Source organism: Streptomyces sp. NPDC037054, assembly GCF_055606745.1.
Map to the genome: position 1 here is coordinate 1,106,857 of NZ_JBVJSJ010000001.1, position 16,681 is coordinate 1,123,537.

Sequence of the window (16,681 nt, forward strand, 5' to 3'; positions counted from 1 at the left end):
GCGTCGGGCCCCGCACGCCGGGAAGGAGTGCGGGGCCCGTTGACGCTCGGGGTCACGTCGTCGAGCGACGCCTCCGTGCCCCCGGCCTGCGCTCGCTCGGGCGGGTCACCGGGTCGCCCGCCTCCAGCGCTGCCGCGCGGCGGCGGCGGCCGAAGTCGGCCAGGGCCTCCGCCAGCTTGTGGACCGAGGGTTCCGGGGCCATGACGTCGACGCGCAGGCCGTGTTCCTCCGCCGTCTTCGCCGTCGCCGGGCCGATGCAGGCGATGACCGTGACGTTGTGCGGCTTGCCCGCGATGCCCACGAGGTTGCGGACCGTCGAGGACGAGGTGAACAGCACCGCGTCGAAGCCGCCGCCCTTGATCGCCTCGCGGGTCTCCGCCGGCGGCGGCGACGCGCGCACCGTGCGGTAGGCCGTGACGTCGTCGACCTCCCAGCCGAGTTCGATCAGGCCCGCGACCAGCGTCTCCGTGGCGATGTCGGCACGCGGCAGGAAGACGCGGTCGATCGGGTCGAAGACCGGGTCGTACGGGGGCCAGTCCTCCAGGAGGCCGGCCGCCGACTGCTCGCCGCTCGGCACCAGGTCCGGCTTCACGCCGAACGCGATCAGCGCCTTCGCCGTCTGCTCGCCGACCGCCGCGACCTTGATGCCCGCGAAGGCGCGCGCGTCCAGGCCGTACTCCTCGAACTTCTCCCGGACCGCCTTGACCGCGTTGACCGACGTGAACGCGATCCACTCGTAGCGGCCCGTCACCAGGCCCTTGACCGCCCGCTCCATCTGCTGGGGCGTGCGCGGCGGTTCGACGGCGATCGTCGGCACCTCGTGCGGCACGGCCCCGTAGGAGCGCAGTTGGTCGGAGAGCGACGCCGCCTGCTCCTTCGTGCGCGGCACGAGAACCTTCCAGCCGAACAGCGGCTTGTTCTCGAACCACGACAGCTGCTCGCGCTGAGCCGCGGCGAAACGCTCACCGACCACGGCTATCACCGGCCGCCCGCCCTCCGGGGAGGGCAGCACCTTGGCCTGCTTCAGCGTCTGCGCGATCGTGCCGAGCGTCGCCGTCCAGGTCCGCTGCCGGGTCGTCGTGCCCGCGACGGTCACCGTCAGGGGGGTGTCCGGCTTGCGGCCCGCCGTGACCAGCTCCCCGGCCGCGGCGGCCACCGAGTCGAGCGTCGTGGAGACGACCACCGTGCCGTCGGAGGCGCCGACCTCCGTCCAGCACCGGTCCGACGCGGTGCGCGCGTCCACGAACCGCACGTCGGTGCCCTGCGCGTCCCGCAGCGGCACACCGGCGTACGCGGGCACACCGACGGCCGTCGCGATACCGGGGACCACCTCGAAAGGCACCCCGGCGGCGGCGCACGCCAGCATCTCCTCGGCGGCGTACGCGTCGAGCCCGGGGTCACCGGACACCGCACGCACGACCCGCCTGCCGCTGCGCGCGGCCTCCATGACAAGATGTGCGGCATCCCGCGACGCGGGGCCACCAACGGTTTTTGACGAGCCGTCAACTACCGTCAGTTGAGGCGTGCCCGTGCCCGGATTCGCCCTCGCGGAAGAACCGGCCGCGCCGGATTCGTCCGTCGGGGCGTCCGCGTCCGTGCGCACCTCGGCGACGCCCTGCCTGGCATGCGTACGCACGACGTCGAGCACCTCGTGCTCGGCGACGAGTACGTCCGCGTGCGCCAGCGCCTCGACGGCTCGCAGGGTCAGCAGTCCCGGATCTCCGGGTCCGGCACCCAGGAAGGTGACGTGCCCGTGTTCCGGACCGGCGGCGGGAAGGGTGGTGGGGCTCAATGTGCTCGCTCCCCCATCAGACCGGCCGCGCCCTGGGCGAGCATCTCGGTGGCGAGTACGCGACCGAGTGCCGCCGCCTGGTCGTGCGCTTCGGGCACGGGACCGGTGGTGGACAGCTGCACCATCGTGGCACCGTCGGTCGTGCCGACAACACCGCGCAGGCGCATTTCCTTGACAATCTGCCCGTCGGCCAAGAGGTCGGCCAACGCGCCCACAGGGGCGCTGCAACCGGCCTCCAGGGCGGCGAGCAGTGACCGCTCGGCCGTCACGGCGGCCCGCGTGTACGGGTCGTCGAGCTCGGCGAGCGCGGCGATCAACTCCGCGTTGTCCGCGGCGCATTCGATCGCCAGGGCCCCCTGGCCGGGGGCGGGCAGAACCGTGTCGACCGACAGGAAGTCGGTCACCTCGTCGATCCGGCCGATCCGGTTCAGCCCGGCGGCGGCCAGCACGACGGCGTCGAGCTCCCCGTCCCGCACGAACCCGATGCGCGTGTCGACGTTGCCCCTGATCGGGACCGTCTCGATGTCCAGCCCGTGGGTCCGGGCGTACGCGTTGAGCTGCGCCATGCGGCGCGGCGAACCCGTGCCGATGCGCGCCCCGCGCGGCAGGTCGGTGAACTTCAGCGCGTCCCGGGCCACGATCACGTCCCGCGGGTCCTCGCGCACCGGCACGGCGGCCAGCGCGAGTTCCTCGGGCTGCGTGGTCGGCAGGTCCTTCAGGGAGTGCACCGCGAAGTCGACCTCACCCCTGACCAACGCGTCGCGCAGGGCGGTCACGAAGACGCCCGTGCCGCCGATCTGCGCCAGGTGCTCACGCGACGTGTCCCCGTACGTGGTGATCTCGACGAGCTCGACGGGCCGTCCGGTCACCTGGCTCACGGCGTCCGCGACCTGCCCGGACTGGGCCATGGCGAGCTTGCTCCGCCTGGTCCCGAGCCGTAGTGCCTTGTCACTCATGCTGGCCCTCGGTTCTTGGCGTTCTGGTCGTTCTGGTCCTGCGTCTCGGTGCCGCCCTCGGCGCGGGAGACGGCGGCCACCGTCTCCGGGTCGAGGTCGAACAGGGTGCGCAGCGCGTCCGCGTACCCGGCGCCGCCGGGTTCCGCCGCGAGCTGCTTGACCCGCACGGTCGGGGCGTGCAGCAGCTTGTCCACGACGCGCTTGACGGTCTGCGTGATCTCGGCGCGGTGCTTGTCGTCCAGGGCGGGCAGCCGCCCCTCGAGGCGGGCGATCTCACCGGCGACGACGTCGGCGGCCATGGTGCGCAGCGCCACGACGGTCGGCGTGATGTGCGCGGCCCTGAGCGCCGCCCCGAAGGCGGCGACCTCGTCGGAGACGATACGGCGGACCTGGTCCACGTCGGCCGCCATCGGGGCGTCCGCGGAGGCCTCGGCGAGCGACTCGATGTCGACGAGGCGGACACCGGGCAGCCGGTGCGCGGCGGCGTCGATGTCGCGCGGCATGGCGAGGTCGAGGAGGAACAGCACGGGCGCGGGCCGACGGGCCCCGGCGACCGGCTCGGGCCGGCGCCGCTCGGGCACCCGGCCGACGGTCGCGGCGGTCGCGGCGAGCGCGGTGATCAGCCCGGCGTCCGCCTCACGGCTCTGCTCGCGCCGGTCCACGGCGCCACCGGCGGCCCAGGCGGCGTGCTGCTCCAGCGTCGCGGCGTCCATACCGGCGACGGCGGCCTCCCCCATGACGGAGAAGCCGGGCTGCACGGCGGCCAGGTCGAGGGGGCAGCCGTCCTCGGCGCCGGCCCCGGCGGGCGGCAGCGGCGTCCGCGCGTCGGCCGGCCTGCGTATGCCCGTGGCGTCGGCCTCCGCGGAGGTCTCGCCGGTGCCGTCGGCGAGCGCGCCGAAGGCGGGGGTCCGGCCGACGCGGCCCTCGACGGCGGCGGCGACCGACTCGGCCGTCAGCACGAGCCCGGTCGCGCCGGTGCAGGACACGGCGAGGTCGGCACGTGTCAGTTCACCCGCGACGCGGTCCATCGGCACGGCACGCGCGACCACGTCCGTGTCGTCACCCTCGGTGAGGATCCGCGCGAGCCGCTCGGCACGCTCCTGCGTGCGGTTGGCGACGACGATCTCGGCGACCCCGGCACGCGCCAGCGTGGCCGCGGCCAGCGACGACATGGACCCGGCGCCGATCACGACGGCCTTCTTGCCGCGCGCCCACCGCTCCACGGCCGACCCGGCGGCGAGCTGCTCCAGGCCGAAGGTGACCAGCGACTGGCCGGCGCGGTCGATGCCGGTCTCGGAGTGGGCCCGCTTGCCGACCCTGAGGGCCTGCTGGAACAGGTCGTTCAGCAGGCGCCCGGCGGTGTGCAGGTCCTGCGCCCTGGCCAGGGAGTCCTTGATCTGGCCGAGGATCTGGCCCTCGCCGACGACCATCGAGTCCAGGCCGCAGGCCACCGAGAACAGGTGGTGGACGGCCCGGTCCTCGTAGTGCACATAGAGATAAGGAGTGAGCTCGTCCAGGCCGACCCCACTGTGCTGGGCGAGCAGCGTGGACAGCTCGGCGACACCGGCGTGGAACTTGTCCACGTCGGCGTACAGCTCGATGCGGTTGCAGGTGGCCAGCACGGCGGCCTCGGCGGCCGGTTCGGCGGCAACCGTGTCCTGGAGCAGCTTGACCTGGGCGTCCGCGCTCAGCGAGGCCCGTTCCAGGACGCTGACCGGGGCGCTGCGGTGGCTCAGCCCGACGACGAGGAGACTCATGCCGGCATCACGGCGGGTACGTCCCCGTCGGGCCCCTGGTCGGTGGACTCGTCGCGGGTGGTGGCGGCCGGGACGGCGGCGGCCTCCGCGGCGGCTTCCTCTCCCGCCTTGCGCTGCTCGTGGAAGGCGAGGATCTGCAGCTCGATGGAGAGGTCGACCTTGCGCACGTCGACGCCGTCCGGCACGGACAGCACGGTCGGCGCGAAGTTCAGGATCGAGGTGACACCCGCGGCCACGAGCCGGTCGCAGACCTGCTGGGCGGCACCGGCGGGCGTCGCGATGACGCCGATGGACACGCCGTTGTCCGAGATGATCCTTTCGAGCTCGTCGGTGTGCTGCACCGGGATCCCGGCGACGGGCTTCCCGGCCATCGCGGGATCGGCGTCGATCAGGGCGGCGACCCGGAAGCCGCGGGAGGCGAAACCGCCGTAGTTGGCCAGCGCCGCGCCGAGGTTTCCGATACCGACGATCACGACCGGCCAGTCCTGCGTCAGGCCGAGTTCGCGGGAGATCTGGTAGACGAGATACTCGACGTCGTAGCCGACGCCCCGGGTCCCGTACGAACCGAGGTACGAGAAGTCCTTGCGCAGCTTCGCGGAGTTGACGCCGGCGGCGGCCGCGAGCTCCTCGGAGGAGACCGTGGGCACAGAGCGCTCCGAAAGCGCGGTCAGGGCGCGGAGGTACAGCGGAAGCCGGGCGACGGTGGCCTCGGGAATCCCTCGGCTACGGGTCGCCGGTCGGTGAGTTCGGCCAGTTGCCACGGTGCTCCTGCGGGTAGAGCGGGGCTGCAGGCGGTCACACGTCCCAAGACCGCCCCGTCGACAGCAGGCTATGTCTTTGTGAACGCGTGCACAAAGATGGTGTCCGATTTGCCCGGCCAACGTGACCGGGCTCACGCGCTCCCTGCACACCGAGAGGGAACCGGCGCGCACGCACCGTCGTTCCTCGCTTATCGGGGGCAAACCGCACACCTTCCTCTACGATCCACGCCCCCGAGACCAAGACACCATCGATCCTAAGTCACTTTCCGGACCACTTGGACTACTCGGTCAGCGCCTTCCGCAGCCTCTCCTCGTTCACGCGCCAGAAGGTGTGCTGGGCCCCGTCCACCAGGACGACGGGGATCTGTTCCCAGTACTTGTCGTGGAGTTCGGCGTCCTGGGAGATGTCCTTCTGCTCCCAGGGCACGCCCAGGTCGGCGCACACCTTCTCGATGACGGACTGTGCGTCATCACACAGGTGGCAACCGGGCTTGCGGATCAGGGTGACGAGCCGGTCCTGCGGGGGCCGGGCGGCCGTTCGGCGGAAAAGGGCACTCATACGGGCCATTGTCCCGCGCCCCGTTCAACGGCACGGCCACGGAGAGTTCACACCCTTCAAACCTCTCGGCTCCGGAAGGACCGAACAAACTGGCTATGCTCACGGTCATGGCCGCTCTCGGATGGCTCACCCCCCGTAGGCGCTCCGCCACGGCGCGCAGCGTGCTGGCAGGCGAGGCCTCGGCGGAGGCAGCCCGCAAAACATCCCAGGACGTCTCCGGCGAGGAACCGGAGTTCCCGGTCCAGGGCGACGACCGCGCCGCCGCCTTCTTCGACCTCGACAACACCGTCATGCAGGGCGCCGCGATCTTCCACTTCGGGCGCGGCCTGTACAAGCGGAAGTTCTTCGAGACCCGCGACCTGGCCCGCTTCGCCTGGCAGCAGGCGTGGTTCCGGCTGGCCGGCGTCGAGGATCCCGAGCACATGCAGGAGGCCCGCGAGTCGGCGCTCTCCATCGTCAAGGGCCACCGCGTCAGCGAACTCCAGTCGATCGGCGAGGAGATCTACGACGAGTACATGGCCGAGCGGATCTGGCCGGGCACCCGCGCCCTCGCGCAGGCCCACCTGGACGCGGGCCAGAAGGTGTGGCTGGTCACGGCGGCCCCGGTGGAGATCGCCACGGTCATCGCCCGCCGCCTCGGCCTGACCGGCGCGCTCGGCACGGTCGCCGAGTCGGTCGACGGCGTCTACACCGGCCGCCTCGTCGGCGAACCCCTGCACGGCCCGGCGAAGGCGGAGGCGGTGCGCGCGCTCGCCGCGGCGGAGGGCCTGGACCTGTCCCGCTGCGCCGCCTACAGCGACTCGCACAACGACATCCCGATGCTGTCCCTGGTCGGCCACCCCTACGCCATCAACCCCGACTCCAAGCTGCGCAAGCACGCCCGCAAGCTGGACTGGCGGCTGCGCGACTACCGCACGGGCCGCAAGGCGGCCAAGGTCGGCATCCCGGCGGCGGCCGGCGTCGGCGCGGTGGCGGGCGGCACGGCGGCGGCGATCGCCCTGCACCGCCGGCGCCGGTGACCGAGGGCGCCCGGAGGGCCGCAACGCCCGGGCGCCCCGCGGACCCCGCCCAATCCAACTGACGTACCCCGCCACCCTCCTGTGCAGTCCCCTTGCCCGTACACGGCCACAACCCGCGCGGGACGCAGCCCGAATACGAACCTTTCCGATCAACAAACGGTCACTCTGCGACACCTGATCGAGCGTCAATCGGCTACGGAAGCGACGTAATCGACGATTTGAGCAACTGGGCGTAGCAGGGCCTGTACGAAGCGTTATTCTCCTCAGACGCAATCCGGTACCCGTCCGTCGCTACGACGGGTGAATGGTCCCGCACTGCACGTGATGGAAGCTCTGCCTCTGGGAGTCCCGTGTACCCACACGTCGGGGTTGACGCCTCGGGCCTGGCTACGCTGCGCGCAACGGTCCAGGACCTGTTGCGCGGCTTCGTCCCCACCGCGTACGCCGTCCCCGCCCTTGCCGTTGCCACCGCGCCCGCCGGCCCGTGCTACGCGCTCGCCGACGGCAGCGCCGCCGTCGGCAGACGAGGGCGCTCGGCCGGCGCCACCACCGCCCGCCGCCCCGCGGCGGACAGCGACAGCGCCCGGATGATGGACCTCGTCGAGCGCGCCCAGGCCGGCGAGGCCGAAGCCTTCGGACGCCTCTACGACCAGTACAGCGACACCGTGTACCGGTACATCTACTACCGGGTGGGCGGCAAGGCGACCGCCGAGGACCTCACCAGCGAGACCTTTCTGCGCGCCCTGCGCAGGATCGGGACGTTCACCTGGCAGGGGCGCGACTTCGGCGCCTGGCTGGTGACCATCGCCCGCAACCTCGTCGCCGACCACTTCAAGTCCAGCCGCTTCCGGCTGGAGGTCACCACCGGCGAGATGCTCGACGCCAACGAGGTGGAGCGCTCACCCGAGGAGTCCGTCCTGGAGTCCCTCTCCAACGCGGCACTGCTGGAGGCGGTGCGACGGCTCAACCCCCAGCAGCAGGAGTGCGTGACGCTGCGCTTCCTCCAGGGCCTGTCCGTCGCGGAGACCGCGCGCGTGATGGGCAAGAACGAGGGGGCGATCAAGACCCTCCAGTACCGCGCCGTCCGTACCCTCGCCCGGCTCCTGCCGGACGACGCCCGCTGAGCGATACGTTCCGCTACGGTCAACTCACGTACCGTGAAAGTCCGTTGACTTCCCGATCGGATCATCCGCCGTCCGTAACCCAAGTGCCGAGCCGCTCGTTGTGCGGGATGCAGGCTCCCTGTGGTCACCCCCTGGCCGACTCCGATCACTCGATCGTGTGGATGTGCTCAAGGTGTGCAACCCTCAGGACCCCCTGGGGAGTCGACCGTCTTGACGAGAGGAGGTGCCGCCAGTGATCGCGAACGTATCGGCGCACCGGCGGGCGAACGCCTTCGCCCAGGCCCTGGAGGAACAGTCCGAACGGGGCACGGCGGCCGAACAGTCCGAAGACCCGGCACCGGCACCGGCCCCTCCGCCACCGGACGCCGCCGAACCGACGGAGCAGGGGCGCATGCTGTCCCTGGCCGCCGGCCTCGGCGCGCTGCCCAAACCGGAGCTGGACCCGGAGGTCAAGGTCGTCCAGCGGGCCCAGCTGGTGGCCGCCATGGAGGCCATGCTCCAGGGGGGCGAGGCCCCGGACCCTTCGTTGCCCGGGCAGCGCTCCTCCCGGGCCCGGGGCGCTCACCGGGCGACCCCGCTGAAGCGGTTCCGGCCCCGGACCCGGCTGGCCAAGGGCCTCACGGCGGGCGGCCTCAGCGTGGGTGTGGCGGCGAGCGCCTTCGGCGGAGTCGCCGCTGCCAGCTCCGACGCCCTCCCCGGTGACTCCCTCTACGGGCTGAAGCGCGGCATCGAGGACTTCAAGCTCGGCCTCGCCGGGGACGACGACGAGCGCGGCCGGGCCCACCTCGACCAGGCCTCCACCCGGCTCAACGAGGCGCGCAGGCTCCTCGACCGCGGCCGCGGCGGACAGCTCGACCACGAGTCCCTCACCGAGATCCGCCGCACCCTCTCGGGCATGCGGTACGACGCCTCCGAGGGCCACCGCCTGCTGTCCTCGGTCTACGAGCGCGACCCCGACTCACTCGGCCCCATCCAGGCCCTCTCCTCGTTCTCGCGGTCCCACCGCGCGACCTGGGGCGCCATCCGCGACAAACTGCCCGTCCAGCTCGGCGACGTCAGCGAGGAGGTGTCCTCGGTGTTCGACGCCATAGACGAGGACGTCGAGCCGCTGCGCTCCCTCCTCCCGCAGCCCCCGGCCCAGGACGACGACACGGACCGGCGGCCGGGCAGCGGCGCCTCGCCCACCGGCGCCACCGCCTCGGGCCACCCCACCGCGCCCGGCGCGGGAAACGGCGGCGGCGACACCGGCTCCAGCAGCAGCCCCAGCGGATCGGCCGACACCGACGAGGACGACGGCCTGCTCGGCGGCAACACCGGCGGACTCCTCGACCCGCCGAAGGACCTCACGCCGTCGACGTCCCCCTCGGGCAACCCCACCGCCGGCGAACCGGACATCACGGTCCCGCCGCTCCTCCCGGGCCTGCTGCCCGGCCTCGGCATCGACAGCGAGGACCAGGAGTAACGCGAGACCAGGAGTAACGCGATGGGGCGCCCCCTCCGCGAGAGGGCGCCCCATCGCCGTGTCTCCAGCCGCCGTGCCGTCAGAAGAACACCGACCGGCGCTGCACCAGCAGCTTGTAGAGCGTGTGCTGGATCTGCTCACGGACCTGGTCGGTCAGGTTGAACATCAGCATCGGGTCCTCGGCCGCCTCCGGCGGATAGCCGTCCGTCGGAATCGGCTCGCCGAACTGGATCGTCCACTTCGTCGGCAGCGGCACCGCACCCAGCGGACCCAGCCACGGGAACGTCGGCGTGATCGGGAAGTACGGGATGCCCAGCACCCGCGCCAGCGTCTTGGCGTTGCCGATCATCGGGTAGATCTCCTCGGCGCCGACGATCGAGCACGGCACGATCGGCACACCCCGCCGCAGCGCCGTCGACACGAAACCGCCCCTGCCGAAACGTTGCAGCTTGTACCGCTCGCTGAACGGCTTCCCGATGCCCTTGAACCCCTCCGGCATCACCCCGACCAGCTCGCCGTCCCCCAGCAGCCGTTCGGCGTCCTCGGCGCACGCGAGCGTGTGACCGAGCTTGCGGGCGAGCTCGTTGACCACCGGCAGCATGAACACCAGGTCCGCGGCGAGCAGCCGCAGATGACGGCCCGCCGGGTGGTTGTCGTGCACGGCGACCTGCATCATCAGGCCGTCCAGCGGCAGCGTCCCGGAGTGGTTGGCGACGAGCAGCGCGCCGCCCTCGGACGGGATGTTCTCGATGCCCTTCACCTCCACCCGGAAGTACTTCTCGTACACCGGGCGCAGCAGCGACATCAGCACCTGGTCGGTCAGTTCGGCGTCGTAGCCGAAGTCGTCGACCTCGTAGTCCCCCGTCAGCCGCCGTCGCAGGAACGCGAGACCGCCGGCGATGCGCCGCTCGAGACCGCCGCCGCCCTCGCCCGAAGGCTGCCCGGTGACCGGCCCGGACTCCTGCGGCCGTTCCTGCTGTACCTGCTCTTCCTTCTGTTCGTCGCGGCTCACCCGGCCGTCGTCCTGCGCGGACGCGCTGTCGGGCAGCGGCTGGACCTCCCGGACCGGCGCGGACTCCGTGCCCTTGCGCCGGTTCCCCGCGCTCCGGCGCCGCGCCGGGCGCTGCGCGGAGCTCCCGCGGGAGCGGTCGTCGTCGAACGGAATGACCTTGGCGTCCGCCATCGTTGCTGCGCTCCTCAGTTGGCGCTCTGCGTCGGGAGGTGACCGCCGCCCGCGAGGGGCAGCGCGGCGATCCGGTCCACGGCCGCGGTGACCTTGTCCGGCGGCAGCAACCCGGGGCCCTGGCCGCGGGCGAAGTCGGCGAAGGTCTCGGCGGTCGTGCGTTTCGGCCGGAATCCCAGCGTCTCGCGCATCTGGTCCGTCGCCACCACCCGCCCGTGGGTCAGCAGCCGGATCTGCTCGGGCGAGAAGTCCGTCATGCCCAGCGTACGCACCAGGGAGCCCGTCCAGGTGACCGCGGGAAGCAGCAGCGGCACCGTGGGCCGTCCGAGGCGCCGGGCGCATTGGGAGAGCGTCAGGACGCCGTCCCCGGCGATGTTGAAGGTGCCGCTGTTGAGGGTGCCGCGCACCGGTTCGTGCGAGGCGATCCGCAGCACGTCGATGACGTCGTCCTCGTGCACGAACTGCAGCCGCGGGTCGTAGCCGAACACGGTCGGCAGGACGGGCAGCGCGAAGTACGAGGCGAGCGGCGTCTCGGTGGCCGGCCCGAGGATGTTCGCGAACCGCAGCACGCACACGGCGACGTCGGGCCGGCGCCGCGCGAAGCCCCGCACGTACCCCTCGACCTCCACGGCGTCCTTGGCGAAGCCGCCGCTCGGCAGGGACTTGGGCGGGGTCGTCTCGGTGAACACGGCCGGGTCGCGGGGCGCGGAACCGTAGACGTTCGTGCTGGACTTCACGACGAGCCGCCGCACCGCCGGGGACTTCTGGCAGGCGCCGAGCAGCTGCATCGTCCCGATGACGTTGGTCTCCTTCACCGACGCCCGGCTGCCGCCGCCCAGCGGAGTGCCCGTGACGTCCAGGTGCACGACCGTGTCGGCGCCCGTCTCGGCGAGCACCCGCGCGATGGTGGGCTGCCGGATGTCGGCCCGGACGAAGTCGGCGCCGCCCAGATGGTGCTCGGGCGGGACCGCGTCCACGGCGACGACCCGGTCCACCTCCGGGTCGCGCTGGATCCGCCGCACGAACCGGCCCCCCAGCTGACGGGCCACTCCGGTCACCAGCACGACCTTGCCCAAGACCAGCGCCTTCCTTCCGCCTCGCCGCTCTGCCGCTCCACCGCTCGGCTCGCTGTACCGCTCGTAGCCTGCCGTGTTCCCCGTACGACGGCCAACCTAGCCGCTCGGTGTTGCGCTGTGATGACCCCGGCGGCGCACGAGGCGACGAGTCGGCGCAAGACACGCGGCCCCCCACCGGACGGGTGGGGGGCCACGGTCACGCTTCAGCGGCGTCGGCGTCGCGTACCGAAGTAGCGACCGGCGTCACTACTTCTTGTTGCGACGCTGAACGCGCGTGCGCTTGAGCAGCTTGCGGTGCTTCTTCTTCGCCATCCGCTTGCGCCGCTTCTTGATAACAGAGCCCACGACTAACCCTCGCTCACTTCTCATCACTCGGTAGTTGGGCGCCATGGGCCCACACGACCTACGAGGGGCTAGCCTACCCGCCCGAGCGCCGAGGTCGTAATCGAGGTGACGGGAGAGACCCGAATCTGCCCTGAGGGCCTCCCCCGGAGACCGCCGTCAGGCCGTTTCCACCCCCACATAGCTCTCGCGGAGGTACTCGTGAACCGCTTGCTCCGGGACACGGAAGGACCGTCCCACCCGGATCGCGGGCAGATGACCGCTGTGCACCAGGCGGTACACGGTCATCTTCGACACTCGCATCACCGAGGCGACTTCCGCCACGGTAAGGAACTGAACCTCGTTCAGAGGCCTTTCGCCAGCTGCAGCCATGACACACCTGAACCTTCCGCACTCGACGGCCACCGGCTTCCCCTTCCGGTGACTCTTCGTCGTTGCGTGCTCACTCCCCAATGTAGGGGCGGGTGATGCGAGTGGGGAAGAGGTGCATCCATCGGCGGCCTACCGTGACAGACACGCCCGATTGAGTACGTAGCGGGTGAGCGGGCGGTAGTAGGCGGACCGCACGCCGTCGTCGAGGGGCACGACGACCGACACCGAGCCCTCGGCCTGACCGACGAACGGCGCCGGGTCGTCCGTGTCGGCCAGACCGATCGCCTCGAACCCCAGCTGACCTGCCCCGCAGACCCAGCCGTGGTCCCCGATCACCAGCTCGGGCAGCGGTCCGCCGGCCTCGGCCGCCGCGGCCAGCGCGAGCCGGACCGGCAACGGGGAGTGCGAGTGTGCGCCGGGTTCACCACCGGGGCGCGCGCCACCGGGTTCCCGGACCAGGGCGACTCCTCCGACGTAGTCGAGGAGGTGCGTGCGTAGACCGAACCGGGTCGTTATGTCGACACAGCGACCCTGCGCCGGGGTGAGGACAGTACATCCCGCCGCCGACAAGGCGTCTGCGAGACCGCCGTAGAAACCGAGCAGCCGATGCGGGTGTCCGGTGCCGAGCAGCACGGGCGCACCGCGCCGGGCGGCTGCCGCGAGACGCCCGGCGAAGGCGTCCAGGGCGGCCAGCGTGCGCTCCGGATCGATCACGTCGTGGCCCGAAGTCTGGCACGGATCGGCCGAAACCCCACACCTGTCCGCCATCAACTCGATCAGATCCCGGGACTTCCATGACCGCTCGGGATCGATCCCGATCAGTACGCGCGGGTCCCCGGCCGCGAAGAGCCGGTATCTCCGCAGGCTGACCTCCCGTGTCGTCGCCACGACCCCGGCGAGCCGAGCGGCGAGCAGGTGCGCACGGAGGGAGTCGGCGGTGAGCACGGAGTCGATGGTGCTGGAACGACACGGGCCGCGGGGCGGGAACGGCGAAAACTCCCCCCGAACGGCGCACCCGCCCCGCGTTCCGACGCCCCGCGTTGCGACGGCCTCGCCCTGGGGCGGCCTCGCCCTGGGGCGGCCTCGCCCTGGGGCGGCCTCGCCCTGGGGCGGCCTCGCGTTACGGCAGCATCCCGCGCAGCGGGAACACGGCCCGCCGGGTCGCCAGCACCGCCTGGTCCAGCCGGTCCGCGGGGTCGTACCCGGCCTCCCACTCCCCGTAGGACACCGGCCAGCGGCCGTCCGTCATCCGCCCCGGCCCCAACTGCCGTGTCTTCGCGAACACTTCCTGCCGCCAGCTCTCCGGGATCAGCTCCGTGGGCTCCACGGGCCGCCCCGCCGCGATCGCCACGAGATGCGTCCACGACCTCGGTACGACGTCCACCACGGCGTATCCGCCGCCGCCCAGCGCGACCCACCGCCCGTCGGCGTACTCGTGCGCCAGGTCGTGGCAGGCCACCTGCACGGCCCGCTGCGCGTCCAGCGACACCGCCAGGTGCGCCAGCGGATCCTCGAAGTGCGTGTCGGCGCCGTGCTGCGTCACGAGCACCTGCGGCCGGAAGTCGGCCAGCAGCTCGGGCACCACCGCGTGGAACGCCCGCAGCCATCCCGCGTCCCCGGTGCCGGCCGGCAGCGCGAGGTTCACCGCGGAGCCCTCCGCCGCGTCGGCGCCCGTCTCCTCGGGCCAGCCCGTCTGCGGGAACAGCGTCCGCGGATGCTCGTGCAGCGAGACCGTCAGCACCCTGGGGTCCTCCCAGAACGCCGCCTGCACCCCGTCCCCGTGGTGCACGTCCACGTCGATGTACGCGACGCGCTCCGCGCCCAGCTCCAGCAGCCGCGCGATCGCGATCGCGGCGTCGTTGTAGACGCAGAAACCGGACGCGGATCCCGGCATCGCGTGGTGCAGGCCGCCCGCGAAGTTCACGGCGTGCAGCGCCTCACCGCGCCACACGGCCTCCGCGGCCCCGACCGACTGTCCGGCGATCAGCGCGGACACCTCGTGCATCCCGGCGAACGCCGGATCGTCCATCGTGCCGAGCCCGTACGACTGGTCCGCCGCGTCGGGGTCCAGCGACGCGGCCCGCACCGCCTCGATGTAGTCCTCCCGGTGGACGAGCCGCAGCGTCGACTCCCCCGCCGCTTTCGCCGCGACCACCTCCACCTCGCGGTCGAGCCCGAAGGCGTCGATCAGGCGCCGGGTCAGCGCGAGCCGGACCGGGTCCATCGGATGGCCCGGGCCGAAGTCGTAGCCCGTTACTGCCTCGTCCCACATCAGTCGTGCGCGGCCGCTCATGCCCGCCACCGTATCGGTCCTGTTGAGCGGCGAACGAACAGGCTCAGGGCATGAGCATCGGCGGCAGTTCCGCCATGTCGGCGAAGAGGCGCGTGGCCCCGGCCAGCCGCGCGGCCGGCGTCATCGCGGTGAACCCGTACACGTCCATCCCGGCGGCCACGGCGCCCCGCACGCCGAGCGGGCTGTCCTCGACGACGACACACCGCTCGGGCGGGACACCCATCCGCTCGGCGGCGTACAGGAAGAGATCGGGCGCCGGCTTCCCCCGCCCCACGTCCTGCGAGCTGAAGATCCGCTCCTCCCCGAACCACCGGTCCAGCCCGGTCGTCCGGTGCCCCACCCGAATCCGTTCATGACTCCCGGAGGAGGCCACGCAGTACGGCACCCCGTCCGCGGCCAGCTTCTCCAGGACGTCGACGGCGCCGACGACCGGCTCCAGCTCCCGCTCGAAGGCTGCGAAGACGCGGGCGTGGAAGACGTCGTCGAACTCCGCCGGCAGCCGCTGCCCGGTGCGCTCCCGCACGAGGTCGTGCACGCGGTGCATCGCGGACCCCATGTAGTCCCGGATGGAGTCCTCGTAGGAGGTCGGGTGGCCCAGCTCGGTGAGATAGGCCGCCAGGAGCCGGTTGGATATCGGCTCGCTGTCGACGAGAACACCGTCGTTGTCGAAGATGACGAGGTCGTAGCGCATGAACTCGACTCTAAATGCAGAAAGGGCCCACACCGTGAGGTGTGGGCCCTTTCCCAATGATTGTTCGGCGGTGTCCTACTCTCCCACAGGGTCCCCCCTGCAGTACCATCGGCGCTGTAAGGCTTAGCTTCCGGGTTCGGAATGTAACCGGGCGTTTCCCCTACGCTATGACCACCGAAACACTATGAAACAGACAACCAACCCGGTGACCAACACAGGTCTGATTGTTCGTGGTTTCAGAACCAACACAGTGGACGCGAGCAACTGAGGACAAGCCCTCGGCCTATTAGTACCGGTCAACTCCACACGTTACCGTGCTTCCATATCCGGCCTATCAACCCAGTCGTCTACTGGGAGCCTTACCCTCTCTAGGAGGTGGGAGCCCTCATCTCGAAGCAGGCTTCCCGCTTAGATGCTTTCAGCGGTTATCCCTCCCGAACGTAGCCAACCAGCCATGCCCTTGGCAGAACAACTGGCACACCAGAGGTTCGTCCGTCCCGGTCCTCTCGTACTAGGGACAGCCCTTCTCAAGACTCCTACGCGCACAGCGGATAGGGACCGAACTGTCTCACGACGTTCTAAACCCAGCTCGCGTACCGCTTTAATGGGCGAACAGCCCAACCCTTGGGACCGACTCCAGCCCCAGGATGCGACGAGCCGACATCGAGGTGCCAAACCATCCCGTCGATATGGACTCTTGGGGAAGATCAGCCTGTTATCCCCGGGGTACCTTTTATCCGTTGAGCGACGGCGCTTCCACAAGCCACCGCCGGATCACTAGTCCCGACTTTCGTCCCTGCTCGACCCGTCGGTCTCACAGTCAAGCTCCCTTGTGCACTTACACTCAACACCTGATTACCAACCAGGCTGAGGGAACCTTTGGGCGCCTCCGTTACCCTTTAGGAGGCAACCGCCCCAGTTAAACTACCCATCAGACACTGTCCCTGATCCGGATCACGGACCCAGGTTAGACATCCAGCACGACCAGACTGGTATTTCAACGACGACTCCCACCGAACTGGCGTCCGATGCTCAAAGTCTCCCAGCTATCCTACACAAGCCGAACCGAACACCAATATCAAACTGTAGTAAAGGTCCCGGGGTCTTTCCGTCCTGCTGCGCGAAACGAGCATCTTTACTCGTAGTGCAATTTCACCGGGCCTATGGTTGAGACAGTCGAGAAGTCGTTACGCCATTCGTGCAGGTCGGAACTTACCCGACAAGGAATTTCGCTACCTTAGGATGGTTATAGTTACCACCGCCGTTTACTGGCGCTTAAGTTCTCAGCTTCGCC

Annotated in this window: 15 protein-coding genes and 2 rRNA genes; 3 read left to right on the forward strand and 14 right to left on the reverse strand. The window is 70.8% G+C overall.

Translation table 11 applies throughout. The annotated features are described in order from the left end of the window. Positions 1–52 precede the first annotated feature (52 nt). From ACZ7D7_RS04920 to ACZ7D7_RS04940, 5 genes are all read right to left on the reverse strand, one after another. Positions 53–1,792 (reverse strand): bifunctional uroporphyrinogen-III C-methyltransferase/uroporphyrinogen-III synthase, encoded by a 1,740-nt coding sequence (locus ACZ7D7_RS04920; RefSeq protein ID WP_470822369.1) that lies wholly within the window; start codon positions 1,790–1,792, stop codon positions 53–55. Continuing rightward, complete coding sequence (gene hemC, locus ACZ7D7_RS04925; protein WP_470822371.1) at positions 1,789–2,748, reverse strand: hydroxymethylbilane synthase; 960 nt, start codon at positions 2,746–2,748, stop codon at positions 1,789–1,791. The genes ACZ7D7_RS04920 and hemC overlap by 4 nt, the downstream gene beginning before the upstream one ends. After that, the gene (locus ACZ7D7_RS04930; protein WP_470822372.1) at positions 2,745–4,505 is read right to left on the reverse strand and encodes a glutamyl-tRNA reductase; all 1,761 of its coding nucleotides are present in this window, start codon (positions 4,503–4,505) and stop codon (positions 2,745–2,747) included. The genes hemC and ACZ7D7_RS04930 overlap by 4 nt, the downstream gene beginning before the upstream one ends. Next, a complete protein-coding gene (locus ACZ7D7_RS04935; RefSeq protein WP_470822374.1) occupies positions 4,502–5,266 on the reverse strand; it encodes a redox-sensing transcriptional repressor Rex in 765 nt (254 codons plus the stop codon). Before ACZ7D7_RS04935 ends, ACZ7D7_RS04930 begins: the two co-directional genes overlap by 4 nt. Before the next feature lie 280 nt (positions 5,267–5,546). Further along, the gene (locus ACZ7D7_RS04940; RefSeq protein WP_470822375.1) at positions 5,547–5,834 is read right to left on the reverse strand and encodes a glutaredoxin family protein; all 288 of its coding nucleotides are present in this window, start codon (positions 5,832–5,834) and stop codon (positions 5,547–5,549) included. A 98-nt stretch (positions 5,835–5,932) separates the two neighbouring features. Between ACZ7D7_RS04940 and ACZ7D7_RS04945 the strand changes: the two genes are divergently transcribed. The 3 genes from ACZ7D7_RS04945 to ACZ7D7_RS04955 all read left to right on the forward strand — a co-directional run bounded on the left by ACZ7D7_RS04945 (position 5,933) and on the right by ACZ7D7_RS04955 (position 9,430). After that, positions 5,933–6,844 carry an HAD family hydrolase gene (locus ACZ7D7_RS04945; protein WP_470822377.1) on the forward strand — a complete coding sequence of 304 codons (912 nt, stop codon included), beginning with the start codon at positions 5,933–5,935 and terminating at the stop codon, positions 6,842–6,844. A gap of 350 nt (positions 6,845–7,194) precedes the next feature. Then, positions 7,195–7,968: an ECF subfamily RNA polymerase sigma factor, BldN family gene (locus tag ACZ7D7_RS04950; RefSeq protein WP_470822379.1), complete on the forward strand. Its 774-nt coding sequence runs from the start codon at positions 7,195–7,197 to the stop codon at positions 7,966–7,968. A gap of 232 nt (positions 7,969–8,200) precedes the next feature. After that, complete coding sequence (locus ACZ7D7_RS04955) at positions 8,201–9,430, forward strand: DUF5667 domain-containing protein (RefSeq protein WP_470822380.1); 1,230 nt, start codon at positions 8,201–8,203, stop codon at positions 9,428–9,430. A gap of 79 nt (positions 9,431–9,509) precedes the next feature. Here the strand turns inward: ACZ7D7_RS04955 and ACZ7D7_RS04960 are convergent, their stop codons facing one another. The 9 genes from ACZ7D7_RS04960 to ACZ7D7_RS05000 form a co-directional block, all read right to left on the reverse strand. Next, on the reverse strand, positions 9,510–10,613 hold the full coding sequence (locus ACZ7D7_RS04960) for a lysophospholipid acyltransferase family protein (protein ID WP_470822382.1): 1,104 nt from the start codon (positions 10,611–10,613) through the stop codon (positions 9,510–9,512). 14 nt (positions 10,614–10,627) lie between these two features. Then, a complete protein-coding gene (locus ACZ7D7_RS04965; RefSeq protein WP_470822384.1) occupies positions 10,628–11,689 on the reverse strand; it encodes an NAD-dependent epimerase/dehydratase family protein in 1,062 nt (353 codons plus the stop codon). 246 nt (positions 11,690–11,935) lie between these two features. After that, positions 11,936–12,034, reverse strand: a complete 99-nt coding sequence (locus ACZ7D7_RS04970; RefSeq protein ID WP_003948845.1) for a 30S ribosomal protein bS22 — start codon at positions 12,032–12,034, stop codon at positions 11,936–11,938. A gap of 156 nt (positions 12,035–12,190) precedes the next feature. Further along, complete coding sequence (locus ACZ7D7_RS04975; protein ID WP_004984898.1) at positions 12,191–12,403, reverse strand: helix-turn-helix domain-containing protein; 213 nt, start codon at positions 12,401–12,403, stop codon at positions 12,191–12,193. A gap of 129 nt (positions 12,404–12,532) precedes the next feature. Then, positions 12,533–13,348, reverse strand: coding sequence for a phosphatase (locus tag ACZ7D7_RS04980; protein WP_470822385.1), 816 nt, complete (start codon positions 13,346–13,348; stop codon positions 12,533–12,535). 175 nt (positions 13,349–13,523) lie between these two features. Further along, a complete protein-coding gene (locus tag ACZ7D7_RS04985; protein WP_470822386.1) occupies positions 13,524–14,696 on the reverse strand; it encodes an acetoin utilization protein AcuC in 1,173 nt (390 codons plus the stop codon). A 43-nt stretch (positions 14,697–14,739) separates the two neighbouring features. Continuing rightward, positions 14,740–15,387 (reverse strand): HAD family hydrolase, encoded by a 648-nt coding sequence (locus tag ACZ7D7_RS04990; RefSeq protein WP_470822388.1) that lies wholly within the window; start codon positions 15,385–15,387, stop codon positions 14,740–14,742. A gap of 62 nt (positions 15,388–15,449) precedes the next feature. Beyond that, a 5S ribosomal RNA gene (gene rrf, locus ACZ7D7_RS04995) occupies positions 15,450–15,566 on the reverse strand. Positions 15,567–15,653: 87 nt separating this feature from the next. Next, positions 15,654–16,681: ribosomal RNA gene (locus tag ACZ7D7_RS05000) — 23S ribosomal RNA — on the reverse strand; the annotation flags it as partial.

Bases quoted from the DNA above. Each gene is read 5' to 3' on its own strand.
- ACZ7D7_RS04945 (WP_470822377.1), top strand. From the start codon at position 5,933: ATGGCCGCTCTCGGATGGCTCACCCCCCGTAGGCGCTCCGCCACGGCG.
- hemC (WP_470822371.1), bottom strand. From the start codon at position 2,748: ATGAGTGACAAGGCACTACGGCTCGGGACCAGGCGGAGCAAGCTCGCC.
- ACZ7D7_RS04960 (WP_470822382.1), bottom strand. From the start codon at position 10,613: ATGGCGGACGCCAAGGTCATTCCGTTCGACGACGACCGCTCCCGCGGG.
- ACZ7D7_RS04975 (WP_004984898.1), bottom strand. From the start codon at position 12,403: ATGGCTGCAGCTGGCGAAAGGCCTCTGAACGAGGTTCAGTTCCTTACC.
- ACZ7D7_RS04930 (WP_470822372.1), bottom strand. From the start codon at position 4,505: ATGAGTCTCCTCGTCGTCGGGCTGAGCCACCGCAGCGCCCCGGTCAGC.
- ACZ7D7_RS04990 (WP_470822388.1), bottom strand. From the start codon at position 15,387: ATGCGCTACGACCTCGTCATCTTCGACAACGACGGTGTTCTCGTCGAC.
- ACZ7D7_RS04940 (WP_470822375.1), bottom strand. From the start codon at position 5,834: ATGGCCCGTATGAGTGCCCTTTTCCGCCGAACGGCCGCCCGGCCCCCG.
- ACZ7D7_RS04985 (WP_470822386.1), bottom strand. From the start codon at position 14,696: ATGAGCGGCCGCGCACGACTGATGTGGGACGAGGCAGTAACGGGCTAC.